Genomic DNA, 17831 nt, shown 5'->3' with positions numbered 1-17831 from the left:
TTCAGGGGATTTTACAGAAGACCTTGAAAGGGCTGGCTGTAAAAGCGGAACCCTAAGTGGCCGTTACCGCAGGAATGGATATGTACGCAATCAACTGTGTCGCCTGCCAGGCCGCCTTCGCAGGCAAGCCCCACAGTTTGATTGCGCAGCACCAAAGTTGAACCTCACGCTTCACCCGTCAGGGCCGGCCTTGCGGTGCCAAAGGTGCAACGTTTCTCTATGATGTGGCCTTTCACTGAAAATCTCTGGAACGGCCCATGCCCACCCTCACCCTGCGCAACGCCCTGCCCACCGACGCAGCACGCTGCTTTGAAATCGAAACCAGCGCCTACGAGGGCGACGAAGCCGCCACGCTTGAAAAGATCACCACGCGTATCGCGCAGTATCCCGAGGGCTTTTTGATCCTGGAGGAAGATGGCGCAGTGGTGGGCTTCATCAACTCAGGGTGCGCCCATGAAGTGGTGATGTCGGACGAGGCCTTCAAGGAGTTGGTGGGCCATGTGGCCGAGGCACCGAATGTGGTGATCATGTCGGTGGTGGTCGACCCGGCCCATCAAGGCAGGGGCTATGCGAAACGGCTGATGACTGAGTTCGTGCAACGCATGCAGGCAATGGGCAAGCGCACCCTCCACCTGATGTGCAAGGCGCAGCATGTGCCGTTGTACCGAGCAATGGGCTACACCTACGTGCGCCCTTCGCCGTCGGATCATGGGGGTATGGCGTGGCATGAGATGGTGAAGACGCTTTAATGCAAGCCGTTGCACGAGTGATTGCAAAAGTGTTTCCAAGCGTGAGGCAACCAAAAGACCTGCAACGACCGAATGTGTTTCGGTGAGTGAAAAGCTGGCACTGCGCTGCGCTATCTGACAGCCAGCCTGACTTTTCGGAGCGTGGGCCGGACTGCGCCTATAGCCTTTTGACTCACTCGAAAACCAACACCTGATGCGGTTTCACGTTGTTACATCAAGCCAAAACAGACCTCGTTGAGCGCCTGCCCCAGGCGCTGTAGCCTGCGAAACGCCCTGTCAGGGCCACCCTCTGACAGGGTCAATTTCCAAGCAATCAGAGAGGTGCAATCATGTCTTCAATCAATGGCTCCGCCCCATTCGTACCCGCGTACCAGCCCGCTGCCAAACACCCTATCGATAATGATGTACCGAGGAAAAACTCTCTGGACAAACAGGCTGGAGAAGATGCCGAAGTGTCCAATGGCAAGGGCGGCTGGAAAAACATTGGCAATGCGACGCGCGACCACGCCAACCGCACTCGGCTGGATCGCAATTTCTTGCCTTCAGACAAAAAGACCGTCGATGACGCCCAGGTCAATACTAGGGCTGGATATCACGGCACCGGCACCCTGCCCGCCTTCCCAACTTGGGATGACAAGGCCTTAAACGACTCCGCGTCCAATGCCCTGCGTCAACCGATCGACTTCGAAATAAAACCTGACGGCAACGGCGGTTGGACCAAGGCGTGACAACTCCACTGTCTAAGCCGCTTTAGCACTCAGGGCTTTGCCGAACAACCAGTACCCAGGGGCTTCACCCTCAAAGGTACAGTTCAGCGGTTGTTCCGCTATGGGACAGCCGCCGAGTCATCTACCAACTGCCGGAAGCCCCCCCGCCACCGCTGGAACCGCCACCGCCCGACGAACTGCTGCTGGTGCTGGAGCCGCTGGAACCTGAGCTGGACCCGCCGCCGGAGCCAGAACCTTCGCCGACCTTGCCAAAGATAATCAGCGCAACAAACGATGCGATAGGAAATGCCAGCAACCAGGCGTCGCGATCGCCGTCCATCACCTGCCCCGCCACCCCATACACGGCCACCGCCGCCAGCAGTCGTACGCTAAAACCTGCGCGGCTGGTACGCCAGGTCTGCCTCATGAGCAGCACCAGCACCAGGTACAACCCCAGCACCACCAAGACGCCCAGAGGCCACAGCAACCAGTGGGTGAAACTGACGTCTACGTAATGGTTTGCCACCACCAACCCGAGGATGTAAGCCAGCAGCCCGATCACGCCGTAAAACAGCGTGCGCACCTGCCACAACGCGCCGAATAGCGCGCCGCCAATCAACAAGGTCAGCGGCATTGCAACGAGGAACATCGGCCAGTCCCGACCACCGGCCAATACCGTCAGCAACAGCGTGGCCGCAACTGCGATGATCAAAGCTCTGCGCCAGTGCAACTTGCCAGCGGCGATCAGTGTACCCGCGAGCGCCCCCAGGACAAACGCCGCCAATATCGCGAAAAATTGCGGGTTGATCCCCGGCCCGGCCACTTCAGGCAGGTCGCCGCCGTCCACCAGGACCACCAGCGCGCTCACGCCTTGCTGGATGCCACCGGCAAAATCGCCCTGACGAAACGCTGGAGTGAGACGTTCTTCAATGATGCGATGGGCCAGCAGGTCAGTGACGATGCCTTCCAGGCCATAACCCACCTCGATGCGCACTGTGCGGTCGGCTTTGGCCACCACCAGCAGGATGCCGTCGTTGACGTCCTTGCGCCCCAGCTTCCAGGCGCGGAACAGTTGGTTGGCATAGTCTTCGATGCCGCTGCTGCCGGTGGTCGGCACCAGCAATACGGCCACTTGCGCGCCTTTGCGTTGTTCAAGGTCGGCGAGTTGTTGCTTGAGGCGCAGCACGGTGCCCGAGTCGAGGGTATTGGTCAGGTCAATAACCCGCTGATCAAGGGCAACCCCAATCGGCGAGGTGTCCGCATGAGCGGCGATGAACAGGCTGGAAAACACCAGGGCCAGTAGGCTGAACACCGATTGCCGCACAAGCACGATCATGTATGGTTACCTGAAGTCTCTCCCTGAAGACGCCGACTTTACCTTATCTGCACGCAAACGCGTGACCCAGGGCCTGCGACTATCTAAACTGCCCGCTAAGCTGCATAGCAATTAGCCATCCACGAGAACCCCATGGACCTACGTCACCGCAACAATATACATGTGATGGGCCACGGTCCCTCGACGCTGGTGTTTTCCCACGGCTTTGGTTGCAACCAGGCCATGTGGAATGCCTTGGCACCGCACTTTCTCGAGCGCTTTCGCGTGGTGCTGTATGACCTGGTCGGCGCCGGCCTGTCGGACTTGAGTGCGTTCGACAAAACCAAATACAGCCGCCTGGATGGCTATGCCCATGACCTGAACGAGATTATCGACGCCTATGCCCAAGGCCCGGTGATTCTGGTGGGCCACTCGGTCAGCGCGATGATCGGCACCCTCGCCGACCGTTTCATCCCGCAGCGCATTGCCGCGCACGTGATGATTGGCCCATCGCCACGCTATATCGATACCGAGGAATATGTCGGCGGTTTCCAGCGCGACGACATCGACGACCTGCTCGACACCCTCGACAGCAACTACCTGGGCTGGTCCAGCGCCATGGCCCCGGTGATCATGGGCGCCCCGACGCAGCCGCACCTGAGCGAGGCGCTCACCGAGAGCTTCTGCCGCACCGAGCCGGACATCGCCAAGCAGTTCGCCCGCGTGACCTTCCTCTCGGATAACCGCCAGGATGTGTTCGGCCTGACCACCCCGGTACTCATCCTGCAATCGACCGACGACCTGATCGCCCCCGTGGCCGTGGGTGAATACCTGCACGCCGTACTACCTAACAGCACTTATTGCCTGGTCGAGAATGTCGGCCATTGCCCGCATATGAGCGCCCCCCAGGCGTGTGCAACGGCGATGGACCGGTTCCTGGCCCCTTGGGCGGCTGCCGATGCCCGTTGACCCGCTGTTTGACAGCGCGGCGTGTGCCCTGGCGGTGACCCAGGAAGATGGCACGATCCTGCACGTCAACCCGCGCTTGTGCGACTGGCTGGGCTTTACTGCGGCCCAGCTGCTGGGCCGGCGTTTCCAGGACCTGCTGGCCATGGGCGGGCGGATTTTTTACCAGACGCACCTGGCGCCGATGCTGCGTATGCATGGCAGCGTCACCGAGGTGAAGCTCGACATCCGTCATTGCAACGGGCACAAAGTCACGGTCTTGCTCAACGCCAACCGGCGCCAGCAGCCCGACGGCGTGGTGTATGACTTGGCGCTGTTCGGTACCACCGACCGTGACAAGTACGAGCGTGAGCTGCTCAATGCCCACAAGCAGGCTGAAGCCCTGCTGCAGGAAAAAACTGCTACGGAACTGGCCCTGCAACAGGCCCAGGCCGAACTGAGCGAGGCCTATGCCATTGCCCAGCGCCGGGCGTTGTTTGCCGAGCAGATGGTGGCGATTGTCAGCCATGACCTGAAAAACCCACTCACCGCGATCCGCATGGCCTCCGACTTTCTCCAGCGTGGCGAGCGCACGGCCAAGGAGCGCCAGTTGTTGGGGCACATCGGCCAGTCGTCCGAACGCGCCCACCGCATGATCGCCGACCTGCTGGACTTCACCCAGGCCCGGGTCGGCCAGGGCATTACCATCAAGCCGCAACCGCTGGACCTGCACAGCGTTATTCATCGCAGCGTCGACGAACTGCGGGTGGCCTTCCCCAAGGCCACGCTGGTGCATCACGCCGAGGGCCAGGGCGACGCGTGCCTGGACGCCGACCGCGTGCAACAGATGATCGGTAACCTGGTGGCCAACAGCGTGGCCTACGGCGACTTGCTGCAGCCGATCACCATTACCTCGCGCCTGGGCGATAACACCTGCGCGGTCGCGGTGCACAACCACGGCCCGGCGATTCCCCAAACCCTGCTGGCCGGATTGTTCGAACCCATGACCCGCGGCACCGACCAGGGCAGCGACGTGCGCAGCGTAGGCCTGGGCCTGTATATCGTGCGCGAACTGGCCAGAGTACATGGCGGCGACGTGGCGGTGAGTTCATGTGCGAGCGCCGGCACCACGTTTACCGTGAAGTTCTAGTACAGGTACGCGGCGCCCTGCATGATCGGCTCGACCCGGCCGGTCAATATCACCCCGCCCCGCCCGTCCCATTGCACCGTGACCGCGCCGCCGTCGCACTGGACCTCCACACGCTCATCGAGCAGCCCTCGCCGGATGCCGTTGACGACCGCCGCGCAACAGCATGAACCGGACCCCAGCGGCACACCTCCGCCACGCTCCCAGATACGCAGGCGGATATGGCCGCGGTCCAGCACTTGCACGAAATGCACATTGGTCCTGGCCGGAAACAGCGGGTGAACTTCCAGGGTCGAGCCCATGGCTTCAATATCGAGCGCCGTCACATCCTCCACAAAAAACGTGCAATGCGGGTTGCCCATGCTGCACGCCGCCGGCTGGCCGTCGATAGGCAACACGCAGGTGTCCATCGCCCTGGCCAAGGGTACCGACGCCCAGTCCAGCGAGGGTGGGCCCATATCCACCGACACGCGCTGCCCATCAGCACGTGTGCATGTCAGCAAGCCACGGTCGCTGCCCAGCACGATGCTTTGGGTGCCAGCCTCATGCATCAGGCGATCCGCCACGCCACGCGTCGCGCTGCCGCAGGTTTGCAAGCGTGTTCCGTCCGGGTTCCAGAACTGAACGCGCGCAGCAGCCTCCTCACAGTCGAGCACCACCGCCAGCTGATTGAAACCGATGCCGGTGCGGCGGTTACCCAAGTGGCGGGCAATCTGCGCAGTAATAGGGTTATCCTCGCCACGGCGGTCAATGATAATGAAGTCGTCGCCGTGGGCGTGCATCTTCACGAACGGCAGGGTCATGGGCGCTCCTGTGGGTGAAATGAGTCAAGCGGTTCTAATACCACTGTAGGAGCGAGGTTGCTCGCGAAAAACTCACAGGCGCCGCGTTTATTCAGGGAGTGCGCGTTATGGTTGGCGTTTTTCGCGAGCAGCGCGCCTACAAAGGGTTGAAGGATCATGCTTATTGTATTCAGCGGCTTGCCCGGCAGTGGCAAGACCACGATTGCCAGGGAGCTGGCGCGACAGTTGGGCGCGGTTTACCTGCGTATCGATGTGATTGAGCAGGCGCTGCGGGAGGCTGCGGTGTTGGTAGGCGATGTGGGGGCCAGCGGCTACGCGGTGGCGAATGCGCTGGCGCTGAGTAACCTGCGCCTGGGGCAGCGGGTGATCGCCGATTGTGTGAACCCCGTGAAGGAAAGCCGCGATGCCTGGCAAGCGGTGGCGACAGCGGCCGGTGTGGCGCTGAGCAATATCGAGGTGGTGTGTACCGATCAGCAGGCGCATCGGCGTCGAGTCGAAGGGCGTGTGGGCGATATTCCCGGGCTGGTGCCGCCGACCTGGGAATCGGTGCAGGCTCATAAGTACGAACGCTGGGAAACCCCACCGTTCAGGCTGGATACGGCGCAGATGACGCCGGCAGAGGCTGTCGCGGCAGCCTTGCTCCATATAGGCTAAAACCCACCTGTGGCGAGGGAGCTTGCTCCCTCACCACATTCTTTAGAAGTTACCGCGCAACGCCTCAAGCCCGCCTTCGTAGACACCGGCAAACAATGCCTCGACTTGCGCCTCGGTGGTACCCGCTGCCGGCGTGAACACGCCGGACCAGGTCACTTTCGCCGAGGTGTCCGTCAGCGCTTCAACCTGCAAGGTCGCCAAGTAAGCACTCACCGGAAACGGCGAGGCTTCAATGGTGTAGCTGTAGGTGCGCGCCACGTTGTCGAAGGTCTGCAAACGCTCGACAATCGCGCCGCCGTCAGCGGTGGTCAGGTGACGCACACGGCCACCCTCGCTCGGCTCGCTCTTGGCAATCAAAGGCAGCCAGTCAGGCAGGCTGTTGAAGCCGCCAATCAGTTGCCAGACCTGGTCGGCCGACACCGCAATTTCAATCACAGAAGACGCTGTTGCCACGATCAATACTCCAGTCAGGAAAAAATCAGATTGCCATGCTGTCGACAACGCCACCGTCGACCCGCAGCGCGGCACCGGTCGTCGCCGAAGACAGCGGTGAAGCAATGTACGCCACCAGGTTCGCCACTTCATCCACATTGGCCGCGCGCTGGATGATCGAGGTGGGCCGCGCATGGCGCACAAATACATCCGCTTCCTCTCGGGCACTGCGCCCGGATTCGGCCGTGGCGTCCTTGAGCATGTGTTCCAGGCCATCGGTAAAGGTCGGCCCCGGCAAGATAGCATTCACCGTCACCCCAGTACCCGCCAGGCGCTTGGCCAGGCCGTGGGACACCGCCAGGTTGGCGCTTTTGGTCACCCCGTAGTTGATCATGTCGGCCGGCGTCGCCACGCCAGACTCCGACGACACGAAGATCACCCGGCCCCAGCCCTGCTCGACCATACCCGGCACATAATGCCGCGCCAGGCGCACGCCGGAGATCACATTGACCTCATAGAAGCGCGCCCACTCACTGTCCGGCGCGTCGAAGAAATCCACCGCGTCGAAGATGCCCAGGTTGTTGACCAGAATGTCGGGGCGGGGTTCGGCGGCGAAAAGTTTCTGTGCGCCTTCAACGGTGCCGAGGTCGGCCACCACACCACGCAGTTGAGCAGCCGGAACCGCTTGGCGAATGCTGGCCAAGGCGTCGTCCACCTTGCCTGCATCCCGCCCGATCACCACCACCGTGGCACCGGATTGCGCCAGGGCCTGGCTGATACCCAGGCCAATCCCGGCGGTGCTGCCGCTGACAATAGCCACTTTGCCACTTACATCAATTTTCATGCTCAAGCTCCTTAACGTGAGAGAGGCAAAGGTGCACGGTCCGAGATCAAGCGGGCCTCGCGCAACGCCTGCCAGAAGGCTGCTGGAATCTGTTCAGACAACGCCGCGACGTCTTCGGCAATCCGCCCCGGACGACTGGCACCAGGAATCACCGCTGCCACTGCCGGATGGGCCAGTGAAAACTGTAGCGCAGCGGCCTTGATACTGACGCCAAACGCCTGGGCAATTGCCTTGATCTGCTCGACCTTGGCAATGATCGCCGGGCCGGCTTGCTGGTATTCAAAGTGCGCACCGCCAGCGAGGATGCCGGAGCTGTACGGGCCACCGACAACGATCTCGACCTGCTGGGCGTGGGCCGCGTCCATCAGGCGCTGCAAGGCGCGGTCGTGGTCCAGCAGCGTATAGCGACCCGCCAGCAGAAAACCATCAGGCTGGGCTTCGGCCAGGTCCAGGGTCAACTCGCAAGGCTCGACACGATTGACGCCCAGCCCCCAGGCCTTGATCACTCCTTGCTCGCGCAAACGGGTGAGTACTTTGAAGGCACCAGTGCGGGCCTGGTTGAAGTATTCCAGCCATTGGTCGCCGTAAAAATCCTGGGCGATGTCGTGAACCCACACGATGTCCAGGCGATCGGTTTGCAGGCGTGTCAGGCTGTCTTCAATGGAGCGCAGGGTGGCGTCGGCGCTGTAGTCATTGATTATTTTATTGGGCCGGCCGTGTTCGAATACGCCGCTTTTTTCGCCAAGGTCACGGGCGGTTTCTTCGACTTCATCGAGAATCACCCGGCCGATCTTGGTGCTGAGCACGTAGTCGTCGCGGTGATAGTTGGACAGCGCCTGGCCCAGGCGAATTTCCGACAGGCCCGAGCCGTAGAACGGCGCGGTATCGAAGTAACGCACGCCCTGGTTCCAGGCGGCCTGGACGGTGGCCTGGGCTTCTGCTTCGGGGATGGCGCGGAACATATTGCCCAAGGGGGCGGTGCCAAAGCCCAGTACGCCGGGCAGTGTGTCTTTCAAGCTCATGGTGGTTCCTCAATCGGTGCGAGGTCGCTGTGACCGTTGAGCAGATGCTAGATTGCGCAGATCAGACCGTCCAAGACATACTGCGACCAACTTGAGTCCTTGAAGGTCTTACATGATTGATCTACGCCAGTTGCGCTACTTCGAAGTGGTAGCCGAAGAAGAACACGTCGGCCGCGCCGCCGAGCGCTTGCACATTTCCCAATCGCCCCTGAGCCGGCAGATCGCCCAGCTCGAGGAACGCCTGGGCCTGACCCTGTTCGAGCGCAGCCAGCAGCGCATCCGCCTGACCCGCGACGGCCAGACCTTCCTGGCCGAAACCAAGGCCCTGCTGACCCACGCCAACCGCCTGGAGTCCCTGGGCAAGCGCCTGGGCCGTGGTGAAGAAGGCGGTTTGTGCATCGGTTATATCGAGAACGCCATGCACGCCGGTGTCCTGCCCAATGCCTTGCGCATACTGCGCGACGATAGGCCCGCCGTGCACATCAAGCTGTATAACCTGCCCTCCCTGGAACAACTCGAAGGTTTGCGCCAACGCAGCCTGGACATCGCCCTGGTGGGCGAACCACCTGCCGCCGACGACCCGGACCTGACCGCCTGGCAAGTCCTCGATGACCCGATGCTGCTGGCCCTGCCCGAACAGCATCCGCTGGTTCAACAACATGAACTGTTACCCGAGCACCTGGCCGACCAACAATGGATCGGCGTGCAGCGCAAACCTGGCGCCAACCCGGCCGATGATTTCGTCGCCGCCTGTATCCGTGCCGGTTTCACCCCGCAAATCCCCATGGAGGCCAGCGAGCCCTTTACCGCACTGGGCCTGGTGGCGTCCGGGCTGGGGGTGGCGATGGTGCAAAAAGGCCTGAGCCGCAACGCACCGCCAGGCGTAGTGTTGCGCGAGCTGCCGTGGCTGGCCTACACCACACCGCTGTGGGCGGCATGGCACCGCGTCAACTTGAGGCCGTTGGTGGAAACCTTTCGCAAAGTGCTGACCGAACCTGAGGCTATCTGACTGACGTCTCACAGGGTGTCTATGCCGGGTGATGATTTTGTGAGCAACTCAGAACCAGTGTGGGAGCTGGCTTGCCTGCGATAGCGGTGGTTCAGTTGAAGATTCAGTGACTGACACACCGCCTTCGCGGGCAAGCCCCCTCCCACATTGGGTCAGGAATCAGAGTGCTTCGCGCAACCGATACCACAACATCCCCAACGCCAGCAGTGGCGAGCGCAGCGCCTTGCCACCGGGAAAGGTCATGTGCGGCACCTGGCTGAAGATATCCAGGCCCTGGCTTGCACCCGCATGTATCCCTTCGGCCAGCAGCCGTGCGCACCAATGCGTCACGTTCAAGCCGTGACCGGAATAGCCTTGGGCATAGAACACATTGGGGTACTGCTTGAGCCGCCCGACCTGGGGAAAGCGGTTGGCGGTGATGCCAATCTTGCCGCCCCACTGGAACTCGATAGCCGTGTTGGCCAACTGTGGGAACACCTTGAGCATTTTCGGGCGCATGTACGCGGCGATGTCCTGGGGGTCGCGCCCCGAGTAGTGGCAGGCACCGCCGAACAACAGGCGCCGGTCGGCAGTCAGCCGGTAGTAATCCAGGCCGACTTTCTGGTCGCACAGCGCCAGGTTCCGCGGGATCAACTGCTGGGCTACTGGTTCAGGCAGTGGCTCGGTGGCGATGATGTAGCTGCCCGCCGGCAGCACCTTGCCGCTCAAGCGCGGCTCCAGTTCCTCAAGATGGGCATTGCATGCCAGCACCAGGTTGGCTGCGCGCACGCTGCCGCCTGCGCAGCGCACTTGCACCGTCTCGCCATGGATCAGCTCCAGCACCGGGCTGTGCTCAAAGATGCGCACCCCAAGGGCCTCGGCCGCACGCGCTTCACCCAAAACTAGGTTAAGCGGGTGCAGATGCCCGGAACCCATGTCGACCAGGCCGCCGGCATACACCGTAGAGCCCACCACCTGTGCCATGTCTTGTGGGCCGACCAGCCGCGTTTCATGGGCATACCCCATGGCCTCCAGGTGCGCCTGTTCGCCCTTGAACGCGGCAAACTGCGCCGGGGTGTTAGCCAGTTCGCAAAAGCCCCAGCGCAGGTCACAGTCGATGCCGTGCTCGGCAATGCGCTGGCCCACCAGGGCGACCGAGTCGATACCGGCCCGTTCCATATAGAGCACGCCCTCCTCGCCCACGTATTTGGCAAACCCGGAGACATCATGGCCAATGCCACGGATCAATTGCCCACCGTTGCGCCCGCTGGCGCCCCAACCGATGCAGCGCGCTTCCAGCAGCACCACCGAAAGCCCGCGCTGGGCCAGTTCAATGGCGGTGTTGACCCCGGTGAAACCGCCGCCGATCACACACACATCGGCGCTCAGGTCTGCCTCAAGTGCGGGCCGCTGCACCATGGCATTCGCCGAAGCGCGGTAATAGGACGGGGCATGTTCATTGGACTGCATCATCGGTTGGACTTCACTTTGCTCCAGGCGCGGGTCATCACGCGCATGGTCGCCGGCGTAGGCGTGGTGGAGATATAGAGTTTGTCGAGTACGTCCTGGGGCGGGTACACCTCAGGATTGTTCACCAGCTCCGCAGGCATGAACGGCTTGGCGGCCGGGTTGGCGTTGGCATAGCCCACCGAGGTGCTGACCTTGGCAATCACCTCAGGCTCAAGCAGGTCGTTGATGAACGCATGGGCTTCTTCAGGGTTGCTCGCATCGGCCGGAATCGCCAACAGGTCGAACCACAGGTTAGAGCCTTCCTTGGGGATCGAGTACGCAATGTTCACCCCGTTCTTGGCTTCCTTGGCGCGGTTGGCGGCCTGGAACACATCGCCGGAATAACCGAAGGCCACGCAGATATTGCCGTTGGCCAGGTCGGAGATGTACTTGGAAGAGTGGAAATAGGTGATGTACGGCCGCAGCGTGAGCAACTTGGCTTCGGCCTGCTTGTAGTCGTCGGCATTCTCGCTGCGTGGGTCCTTGCCCATGTAGTTGAGGATCGCCGGGAACAGCTCATCCGCTGAATCGAGGAAGGCCACGCCGCACTCATGCAGCTTCTTGATGTTTTCCGGCTCGAACAACACCGCCCACGAGTCGATGCGGTCGATGCCCAGCACTTGCTTGATCTTGTCGACGTTGTAGCCAATGCCATTGGTGCCCCACAGGTACGGCACCGAGTGCGCATTACCGGGGTCGTTCTGTTCCAGTAACTTGAGCAGCTTGGGGTCCAGGTTCTTGAAGTTGGGCAACTGCGCGCGGTCAAGCTTGAGGAACGCGCCGGCCTTCACCTGGCGCGCCAGGAAGTGGTTGGACGGCACCACCACGTCATACCCGGTGCGCCCGGCCAGCAATTTGCCCTCCAGGGTTTCGTTGGAGTCGAACACATCGTAGATCACCTTGATGCCGGTCTTGGCCTGGAAATCCGCCAAGGTGGTCTCGCCAATGTAATCGGTCCAGTTGTAGACACTCACCGTCGGCGCCGCCTGACCGGCACCGCTGAACGCCGCGACCAAGGCCAGTGGAAGAAGCTTGTTCACAAGACGCATATCGTCACCCCTCTTATGCTTGTTTTCAGACGCTCAACAGCAGGAACTCGCGCTCCCAGGAACTGATCACCCGCTTGAAATTCTCATGCTCGGCGCGCTTGACCGCGACGTAGCCGCGCACGAATTTTTCGCCCAGGTACTGCTTGACCGTGTCGCAATCCTCCATGCGCGCCAGCGCATCTTCGAGGGTGAACGGCAGGCGCAGGTTGCGGCGTTCATAGGCGCGGCCTTCCACCGGGGCACTGGGTTCGATGTGCTCGATCATGCCCAGATAACCGCACAACAGGCTCGCGGCAATGGCCAGGTACGGGTTTGCATCGGCCCCTGGCAGGCGGTTTTCCACGCGCATCGCCTCCGGGCTGGACGTGGGTACGCGCAGGCCGACGGTGCGATTTTCTTCGCCCCATTCGACGTTGACCGGCGCCGAGGTGTCCGGCAAAAAACGCCGAAACGAGTTCACGTTGGGGGCAAACATCGGCAGCAGCTTGGGGATGTACTTCTGCAGGCCGCCGATGTGATGCAGGAATAACGGGCTCATGTTGCCGTCGGCATCGACGAACACCGGTTTGCCGGTAGCGATTTCGACCACGCTCTGGTGCAGGTGCATGGCGCTGCCGGGCTCGTCGGCCACCGGCTTGGCCATGAAGGTGGCGGCGACGTTGTGCTTGAGGGCGGCCTCGCGCAAGGTGCGCTTGAACACCGTGATCTGGTCGGCCAGGTCCAGGGCGTCGCCATGGCGGAAGTTGATTTCCATCTGCGCGGGGCCGTCTTCGTGGATCAGGGTGTCGAGGTCCAGGCCCTGGGCTTCGCACCAGTCATAGACATCTTCGAACAGCGGGTCGAATTCGTTGGCGGCATCGATGGAAAACGACTGGCGCCCGGTTTCGGCACGGCCAGAACGGCCAATCGGGGTTTTCAAGGGCAGGTCCGGATCTTCGCAGCGCTGGGTCAGGTAGAACTCCATTTCCGGCGCGACAATCGGCTGCCAGCCTTGATCGGTATAGAGCTGCAGGACTTTCTTCAACACATTACGCGGCGACAGTTCGATCGGGTTGCCCTGCTTGTCGAAGGTGTCGTGGATTACGATGGCGGTGGGCTCGATGGCCCACGGCACTACGTAAGTGGCATTGGCGACCGGGCGGCAAATCATGTCGATATCGGCCGGGTCCAGCAGGTCGTAATAGATATCGTCGTCGACAAAGTCCCCGGTTACCGTTTGCAGCAACACACTTTCCGGCAGGCGCATGCCTCGCTCATGCAGGAACTTGTTGGTGGGTGCAATCTTGCCGCGTGCGATGCCAGTCAAGTCACTGATCACGCATTCGACTTCGGTAATCTTGTGTTCTTTCAGCCAGGTGGACAGCTGATCGAAGGGGGCGTTCATAAGGACCTCGTCTTGGGTGGGATGCGACGCTGGGTTGCACTCCCAGCGCATTGAGGTCTATCTTGGGCCAGCCTTGAAACGGCATCTATCCACTTTGCACGCGGCACAACGCACCAATAGAGTGCGCACGGATCACCATGACACAGGCAACCGCTTTGCGCGTACAGGCCTTCGCCACCGGCGATGTGGCCGCCCAATGCAGTGCGACACCCGGCTGGGTGCAGCAGTACCAGCAGATGTCCCCCGGGCATTTTGCCGGGCAGGTGCGCTACCTCGACCTGCACGGGGTGCAGGTCTACGAAGAGTGCATGAACACCCGGGTGGAGCAGCATTTCAACGCACCTGCCGGCGCCCTGGCGTTCTGTTTCGACGCCAGTGACAACGCGCTGTACCTGCTCAATGGCGAAAGCCGCAACACCTGGATCACCCCGGTAAACTACCGCGAAGTGGCAGTGGTGTTCGGCCCGCAGTTCGTCCAGCGCCAGGGCCTGGATATAGCCAAACTCGAAGGCTTGTTCATGGCACCGCTGACCTGTCGGCAAAATGCGCTGTTCACTCGCTGGCTGAGCGGCACCCTTACGCGCCTGTCGGCACTGACCGACCCCATCAGCCGCGATGCCCTCACCCAGCAACTGCTCGACGACTGCCTGTTTATCCTCGATAACGCCTGCGTGTGCCTGGACGGCAGTTCATTGCAAAAGCGCAATGAAGAACGCCAATTGATGGCGCGCATCGGCGAATGGGCGGCGGATGCACCGGATGAAACCGCCAACCTGTTGGAACTGGCGCAGATTGCGGGTGTGCCGTTGCGCCAATTGCAGCAAGGGTTCAAGACCTACACGGGGATAAGCCCGGCGCAGTGGTTGCGGTTGCGCCGCTTGAACGGGGCGCGGCGGGAGTTGCTGAGCACGACCGACACCACGGTGGCCGAGGTCGCGATGAATTGGTCGTTCTGGCATTTGGGGCGGTTTTCAAACAGCTACCGGGCGCTTTTTCAGGAGCTGCCCAGCGAAACCCTGAAACGCTCCAGCTGAAAAAACACGCTTGACCTTGTGGGAGGGACAGACCAAACCGTCCCTCCCTTGAACCTCAATCAGGGCTGCGCGTTCAAAAAAGTGGAGATCAGTTGATTGACCTGCTCCGCCGCCTCCAGCTGCACCATATGCCCCTGCCCCGGCAATACATGCACCTGAGCCTGCAGCCCTTGGGCGTGACTTGCCGGGATGATCGCATCGTCACTGCCCCAGATCACCAGGCTCGGCTGGCGGCCCACCTCGCTGCGAAGATCCAGCATCTGCCGCCCGCCATCGAACAGCTTGTGATCGAGCTGGCGCAACGCTTGATCCACCCCTTCCAGGCGCTTGAATTTGAGCATGTCCTCCAGCATCTGCCGCGTCACCAACGCAGGGTTACTGAACAGTTGAGTCAATGGCGGCTTGAGCGCGTTACGGTTGTTGGCTTCGACAAAACCTCGCAGGTAATCGCCGTTGATATCGGCACCCAGACCGGCGCTGGCGATCAAGGTGATGGAGGCGATACGTGCAGGCGCCAGGCTGGCGACGGTGAGGGTCACCAGCCCACCCATGGAGTGGCCGGTCAAATGCACACGGTCGAGCGCCAGGTGGTCGAGCAATGCCAGTACGGCATGACTGAGTTCGGCAGCGTCTCCCGTTTGCAGAGACTTGCCCGACTCCCCGTGCCCCGGCAGGTCCAGGGCAATCACCCGGCGTTCGGCGGCCAGGGCCGGTTGATTGAACAGCCAGTTGTTCAGATCGCCCCCGAAGCCGTGCACCAACACCAGCGGCGTGCCGCCCTCGCCCATGTCCAGATAACGCAGCAAGCGCCCGCCTACCTCGACTTTTTGTGCGCTGGGGCCGGCCTCTTTGGCTTCGGCGGCACTGGAGACGAACCCGGCGTTGAAGCTTTCGATCACGCTATCGATCTGAGCCTCTGTCGCCTCGCCCTCCACCACAATTCCCAGTAGAGCGCCCACCGGCAGGGTTTCATCACTGAGCGCCAGTACCCGACGCAGCACGCCGCTAAAAGGCGCCTCGACACTGCTGGAGATCTTGTCGGTCTCCACGTCCAGCACTTCCTCGCCCTTTTCCACTCGGTCGCCGGGTTGTTTGAGCCAGACATCGATGCGGCCCTCGGTCATCGACAGGCCCCATTTGGGCATGGTCAGGGTATGAATCATGCGGCGGTCCTCTTGTCGGCAATCTTCATCACGGCGGCCTCGATCTTCGCGGCGTTGGGGATGTACAGGTCTTCCAGTGCATCGGAAAACGGCACCGGGGTGTGCGGCGCGGTGACCATCTCGATGGGAGCGCGCAGGAAAGCGAACCCCCGCTGGGCCACCAGGGCACTGATGTCGGTGGCGACCGAGCAGCGTGGGTTGGATTCGTCGATCACCACCAGGCGCCCGGTTTTCTCGACGCTTTCAAGGATGCTGTCTTCATCCAGCGGGCTGGTGGTGCGCAGGTCCAGCACTTCACAATCAATGCCTTGACGCGCCAGGTTGGCCGCAGCCTCCAGGGCGACATGCAGCATGCGGCCGTAGGTCACCAGCGTCACATCCTTGCCCTCACGCACAAAGTTGGCTTCGCCAAACGGGACCGTGTACAGCTCTTGCGGTACGTCGCCCTGCATGCCGTAGAGCATTTTGTGCTCAAGGAAAATCACCGGGTCATTGTCGCGGATTGCCTGGATCAACATGCCCTTGGCGTCGTAGGGCGTGGCCGGGCATACCACCTTGAGGCCGGGGATATGCGTCCACATGGAGGTGAGCATTTGCGAATGCTGGGCAGCCGCCCGCAAACCGGCGCCGTACATGGCACGGATCACCAGCGGTGTAGTGGTTTTGCCACCGAACATATAGCGGAACTTGGCAGCCTGGTTGAGCAACTGGTCCAGGCAGCAGCCGATGAAGTCGACGAACATCAATTCGCACACTGGGCGCATGCCACGGGTAGCGGCGCCCACCGCCATGCCCACGTAGCCGACCTCAGACAACGGTGCGTCCAGCACGCGCCCGGGAAATTGCGGGTGCAAGCCCTTGGTCACGCCGAGCACGCCGCCCCATGCGTCCTGCTCACCGGGGGAACCGGTGCCACCGGCCACATCCTGACCGATGATGAATACGCTCTGGTCACGGCCCATCTCTTGAGCCAAGGCCTCATTGATCGCCTGCTGATAGCTGATTTTACGAGCCATTAGATTCTCTCCACGTCTTGTTTTTATAGGGTTGGTATCAGCGGTAGGCCACGTAAACGTCGCTTAGCAGGTCGGCGGCCTGGGGCTTGGGATCGGTTTTGGCCAGGCGTACGGCGTCTTCGATCAATTGCGCCACTTCACCGTCGATGCGCTCGAACTGCGCTGCATCCAGCCAGCCTTCGGCATGGCAGCGCTGACGGAACAAGGCCAGGCAATCGGCGTTTTCACGCAGGTTTTTCACTTCGTCAGCGCCGCGATAGGTTTGCGCATCGCCCTCGAAGTGCCCATAGAAACGGCTGAGCTTGACCTCGACCAGCGTTGGCCCGTCGCCTTGGCGCGCCCGCTCCACAGCAACGCCGAGTGCTTCATGCACCGCGAAAAAATCATTGCCGTCGACGATCACCCCCGGCATACCAAACCCGGCGGCGCGCTCAGCGATGTCTTTGCAGGCCACCGACCAACCGGCGCCAGTGGCCTCGGCATAACCGTTGTTTTCGGCGACAAACAGACACGGCAGCTGCATGATCGACGCCAGGTTCATCGCTTCGAACACGGCACCTTCGTTGGAGCCACCGTCGCCAAAAAATGCCACTGCCACGCCCTGGCTCCCCTTGAGCTTGGCAGCCAGCGCCGCCCCCGCGGCCAACGGTGCGCCGGCACCGACAATGCCGTTGGCGCCGAGCATGCCTTTCTCTTGGTCGGCGATGTGCATGGAGCCGCCCTTGCCGCCGCACACGCCGGTTTTCTTGCCATAGATTTCGGCCATCATGCCGAACACGTCGACGCCCTTGGCGATGCAGTGTCCGTGGCCGCGGTGGTTGGACGCGATGCAATCATCGTCATTGAGGTGCGCCATGACGCCAGCGGCGCAGGCTTCCTGACCGGCATACAGGTGAACGAAACCGGGGATCTCGCCGGTGGCGAACTCCACATGCAGGCGTTCTTCGAAATCGCGGATGGTGCGCATCACGGTGTAGGCATGCAGTAACTGATCGGTGCACAGGTGGGTGGACATCTTGTTGTTCTCCAGGTTGTCTCGACGCACAAAAAACTGGCTGCGGCCAGTGCCA

General features: G+C 61.6%; 18 protein-coding genes. 7 read left to right on the top strand and 11 right to left on the bottom strand.

Annotation, left to right across the window (positions count from 1 at the left end; all coding sequences use genetic code 11):
• The first annotated feature begins 257 nt into the window (after positions 1-257).
• A complete protein-coding gene (locus AC4PS6_RS17335) occupies positions 258-749 on the top strand; it encodes a GNAT family N-acetyltransferase (RefSeq protein ID WP_492180885.1) in 492 nt (163 codons plus the stop codon).
• A gap of 329 nt (positions 750-1078) precedes the next feature.
• On the top strand, positions 1079-1477 hold the full coding sequence (locus AC4PS6_RS17330; RefSeq protein WP_014718148.1) for a hypothetical protein: 399 nt from the start codon (positions 1079-1081) through the stop codon (positions 1475-1477).
• 121 nt (positions 1478-1598) lie between these two features.
• Here AC4PS6_RS17330 and AC4PS6_RS17325 read toward each other — a convergent pair whose 3' ends face one another.
• Entirely contained in the window at positions 1599-2792 is a 1194-nt protein-coding gene (locus tag AC4PS6_RS17325) for a TPM domain-containing protein (RefSeq protein ID WP_130175655.1), read from the bottom strand.
• 132 nt (positions 2793-2924) lie between these two features.
• On the opposite strand from AC4PS6_RS17325, the gene AC4PS6_RS17320 reads away from it, so the two are divergent.
• Both AC4PS6_RS17320 and AC4PS6_RS17315 read left to right on the top strand, forming a co-directional pair.
• Positions 2925-3740, top strand: a complete 816-nt coding sequence (locus AC4PS6_RS17320) for an alpha/beta fold hydrolase (protein WP_038449875.1) — start codon at positions 2925-2927, stop codon at positions 3738-3740.
• On the top strand, positions 3730-4866 hold the full coding sequence (locus AC4PS6_RS17315; protein WP_014718145.1) for a PAS domain-containing sensor histidine kinase: 1137 nt from the start codon (positions 3730-3732) through the stop codon (positions 4864-4866). Before AC4PS6_RS17320 ends, AC4PS6_RS17315 begins: the two co-directional genes overlap by 11 nt.
• Here AC4PS6_RS17315 and dapF read toward each other — a convergent pair.
• Positions 4863-5666: a diaminopimelate epimerase gene (dapF, locus tag AC4PS6_RS17310; RefSeq protein WP_130175657.1), complete on the bottom strand. Its 804-nt coding sequence runs from the start codon at positions 5664-5666 to the stop codon at positions 4863-4865. The two genes, AC4PS6_RS17315 and dapF, sit on opposite strands and share 4 nt — an antisense overlap.
• Before the next feature lie 156 nt (positions 5667-5822).
• Between dapF and AC4PS6_RS17305 the strand changes: the two genes are divergently transcribed.
• Entirely contained in the window at positions 5823-6320 is a 498-nt protein-coding gene (locus tag AC4PS6_RS17305) for a P-loop nucleotide/nucleoside kinase family protein (protein WP_020301859.1), read from the top strand.
• A 42-nt stretch (positions 6321-6362) separates the two neighbouring features.
• Here AC4PS6_RS17305 and AC4PS6_RS17300 read toward each other — a convergent pair whose 3' ends face one another.
• From AC4PS6_RS17300 to AC4PS6_RS17290, 3 genes are read right to left on the bottom strand one after another with little or no spacing between them, the layout of a single operon-like run.
• Positions 6363-6773: an SRPBCC family protein gene (locus AC4PS6_RS17300; RefSeq protein ID WP_032903525.1), complete on the bottom strand. Its 411-nt coding sequence runs from the start codon at positions 6771-6773 to the stop codon at positions 6363-6365.
• Between the two features lie 25 nt (positions 6774-6798).
• Positions 6799-7596, bottom strand: a complete 798-nt coding sequence (locus AC4PS6_RS17295; protein ID WP_336827508.1) for an SDR family NAD(P)-dependent oxidoreductase — start codon at positions 7594-7596, stop codon at positions 6799-6801.
• Positions 7597-7607: 11 nt separating this feature from the next.
• A complete protein-coding gene (locus AC4PS6_RS17290) occupies positions 7608-8618 on the bottom strand; it encodes an aldo/keto reductase (RefSeq protein WP_323558677.1) in 1011 nt (336 codons plus the stop codon).
• 112 nt (positions 8619-8730) lie between these two features.
• Here AC4PS6_RS17290 and AC4PS6_RS17285 point away from each other — a divergent pair, with 112 nt between their 5' ends.
• A complete protein-coding gene (locus AC4PS6_RS17285) occupies positions 8731-9627 on the top strand; it encodes a LysR substrate-binding domain-containing protein (RefSeq protein WP_072447707.1) in 897 nt (298 codons plus the stop codon).
• 159 nt (positions 9628-9786) lie between these two features.
• On the opposite strand, the gene AC4PS6_RS17280 is transcribed toward AC4PS6_RS17285, so the two are convergent.
• Genes AC4PS6_RS17280 through AC4PS6_RS17270 form a run of 3 tightly spaced genes read right to left on the bottom strand, consistent with a single transcriptional unit; the run spans position 9787 to position 13548 of the window.
• The gene (locus AC4PS6_RS17280) at positions 9787-11079 is read right to left on the bottom strand and encodes an NAD(P)/FAD-dependent oxidoreductase (RefSeq protein ID WP_336827507.1); all 1293 of its coding nucleotides are present in this window, start codon (positions 11077-11079) and stop codon (positions 9787-9789) included.
• Positions 11076-12164 (bottom strand): polyamine ABC transporter substrate-binding protein, encoded by a 1089-nt coding sequence (locus tag AC4PS6_RS17275; RefSeq protein WP_336827506.1) that lies wholly within the window; start codon positions 12162-12164, stop codon positions 11076-11078. Before AC4PS6_RS17275 ends, AC4PS6_RS17280 begins: the two co-directional genes overlap by 4 nt.
• Positions 12165-12189: 25 nt before the next feature.
• Positions 12190-13548 carry a glutamine synthetase family protein gene (locus tag AC4PS6_RS17270; RefSeq protein WP_014718136.1) on the bottom strand — a complete coding sequence of 453 codons (1359 nt, stop codon included), beginning with the start codon at positions 13546-13548 and terminating at the stop codon, positions 12190-12192.
• A gap of 137 nt (positions 13549-13685) precedes the next feature.
• Between AC4PS6_RS17270 and AC4PS6_RS17265 the strand changes: the two genes are divergently transcribed.
• A complete protein-coding gene (locus AC4PS6_RS17265; protein WP_020301853.1) occupies positions 13686-14582 on the top strand; it encodes a helix-turn-helix domain-containing protein in 897 nt (298 codons plus the stop codon).
• Positions 14583-14641: 59 nt separating this feature from the next.
• Here AC4PS6_RS17265 and AC4PS6_RS17260 read toward each other — a convergent pair whose 3' ends face one another.
• From AC4PS6_RS17260 to AC4PS6_RS17250, 3 genes are read right to left on the bottom strand one after another with little or no spacing between them, the layout of a single operon-like run.
• Complete coding sequence (locus AC4PS6_RS17260) at positions 14642-15745, bottom strand: acetoin dehydrogenase dihydrolipoyllysine-residue acetyltransferase subunit (RefSeq protein ID WP_019817349.1); 1104 nt, start codon at positions 15743-15745, stop codon at positions 14642-14644.
• A complete protein-coding gene (locus AC4PS6_RS17255) occupies positions 15742-16761 on the bottom strand; it encodes an alpha-ketoacid dehydrogenase subunit beta (RefSeq protein WP_336827505.1) in 1020 nt (339 codons plus the stop codon). Before AC4PS6_RS17255 ends, AC4PS6_RS17260 begins: the two co-directional genes overlap by 4 nt.
• A 37-nt stretch (positions 16762-16798) precedes the next feature.
• Positions 16799-17776, bottom strand: coding sequence for a thiamine pyrophosphate-dependent dehydrogenase E1 component subunit alpha (locus AC4PS6_RS17250; protein WP_003190663.1), 978 nt, complete (start codon positions 17774-17776; stop codon positions 16799-16801).
• Between the last annotated feature and the right edge of the window lie 55 nt (positions 17777-17831).

The sequence above is a fragment of the Pseudomonas sp. DW-iso17 genome, from assembly GCF_058725345.1.
This window is presented reverse-complemented; position numbering and strand designations above follow the sequence as displayed.

Bases quoted from the DNA above. Each gene is read 5' to 3' on its own strand.
- AC4PS6_RS17335 (WP_492180885.1), top strand. From the start codon at position 258: ATGCCCACCCTCACCCTGCGCAACGCCCTGCCCACCGACGCAGCACGC.
- AC4PS6_RS17330 (WP_014718148.1), top strand. From the start codon at position 1,079: ATGTCTTCAATCAATGGCTCCGCCCCATTCGTACCCGCGTACCAGCCC.
- AC4PS6_RS17325 (WP_130175655.1), bottom strand. From the start codon at position 2,792: ATGATCGTGCTTGTGCGGCAATCGGTGTTCAGCCTACTGGCCCTGGTG.
- AC4PS6_RS17320 (WP_038449875.1), top strand. From the start codon at position 2,925: ATGGACCTACGTCACCGCAACAATATACATGTGATGGGCCACGGTCCC.
- AC4PS6_RS17315 (WP_014718145.1), top strand. From the start codon at position 3,730: ATGCCCGTTGACCCGCTGTTTGACAGCGCGGCGTGTGCCCTGGCGGTG.
- dapF (WP_130175657.1), bottom strand. From the start codon at position 5,666: ATGACCCTGCCGTTCGTGAAGATGCACGCCCACGGCGACGACTTCATT.
- AC4PS6_RS17305 (WP_020301859.1), top strand. From the start codon at position 5,823: ATGCTTATTGTATTCAGCGGCTTGCCCGGCAGTGGCAAGACCACGATT.
- AC4PS6_RS17295 (WP_336827508.1), bottom strand. From the start codon at position 7,596: ATGAAAATTGATGTAAGTGGCAAAGTGGCTATTGTCAGCGGCAGCACC.
- AC4PS6_RS17290 (WP_323558677.1), bottom strand. From the start codon at position 8,618: ATGAGCTTGAAAGACACACTGCCCGGCGTACTGGGCTTTGGCACCGCC.
- AC4PS6_RS17285 (WP_072447707.1), top strand. From the start codon at position 8,731: ATGATTGATCTACGCCAGTTGCGCTACTTCGAAGTGGTAGCCGAAGAA.
- AC4PS6_RS17280 (WP_336827507.1), bottom strand. From the start codon at position 11,079: ATGATGCAGTCCAATGAACATGCCCCGTCCTATTACCGCGCTTCGGCG.
- AC4PS6_RS17275 (WP_336827506.1), bottom strand. From the start codon at position 12,164: ATGCGTCTTGTGAACAAGCTTCTTCCACTGGCCTTGGTCGCGGCGTTC.
- AC4PS6_RS17270 (WP_014718136.1), bottom strand. From the start codon at position 13,548: ATGAACGCCCCCTTCGATCAGCTGTCCACCTGGCTGAAAGAACACAAG.
- AC4PS6_RS17265 (WP_020301853.1), top strand. From the start codon at position 13,686: ATGACACAGGCAACCGCTTTGCGCGTACAGGCCTTCGCCACCGGCGAT.
- AC4PS6_RS17260 (WP_019817349.1), bottom strand. From the start codon at position 15,745: ATGATTCATACCCTGACCATGCCCAAATGGGGCCTGTCGATGACCGAG.
- AC4PS6_RS17255 (WP_336827505.1), bottom strand. From the start codon at position 16,761: ATGGCTCGTAAAATCAGCTATCAGCAGGCGATCAATGAGGCCTTGGCT.
- AC4PS6_RS17250 (WP_003190663.1), bottom strand. From the start codon at position 17,776: ATGTCCACCCACCTGTGCACCGATCAGTTACTGCATGCCTACACCGTG.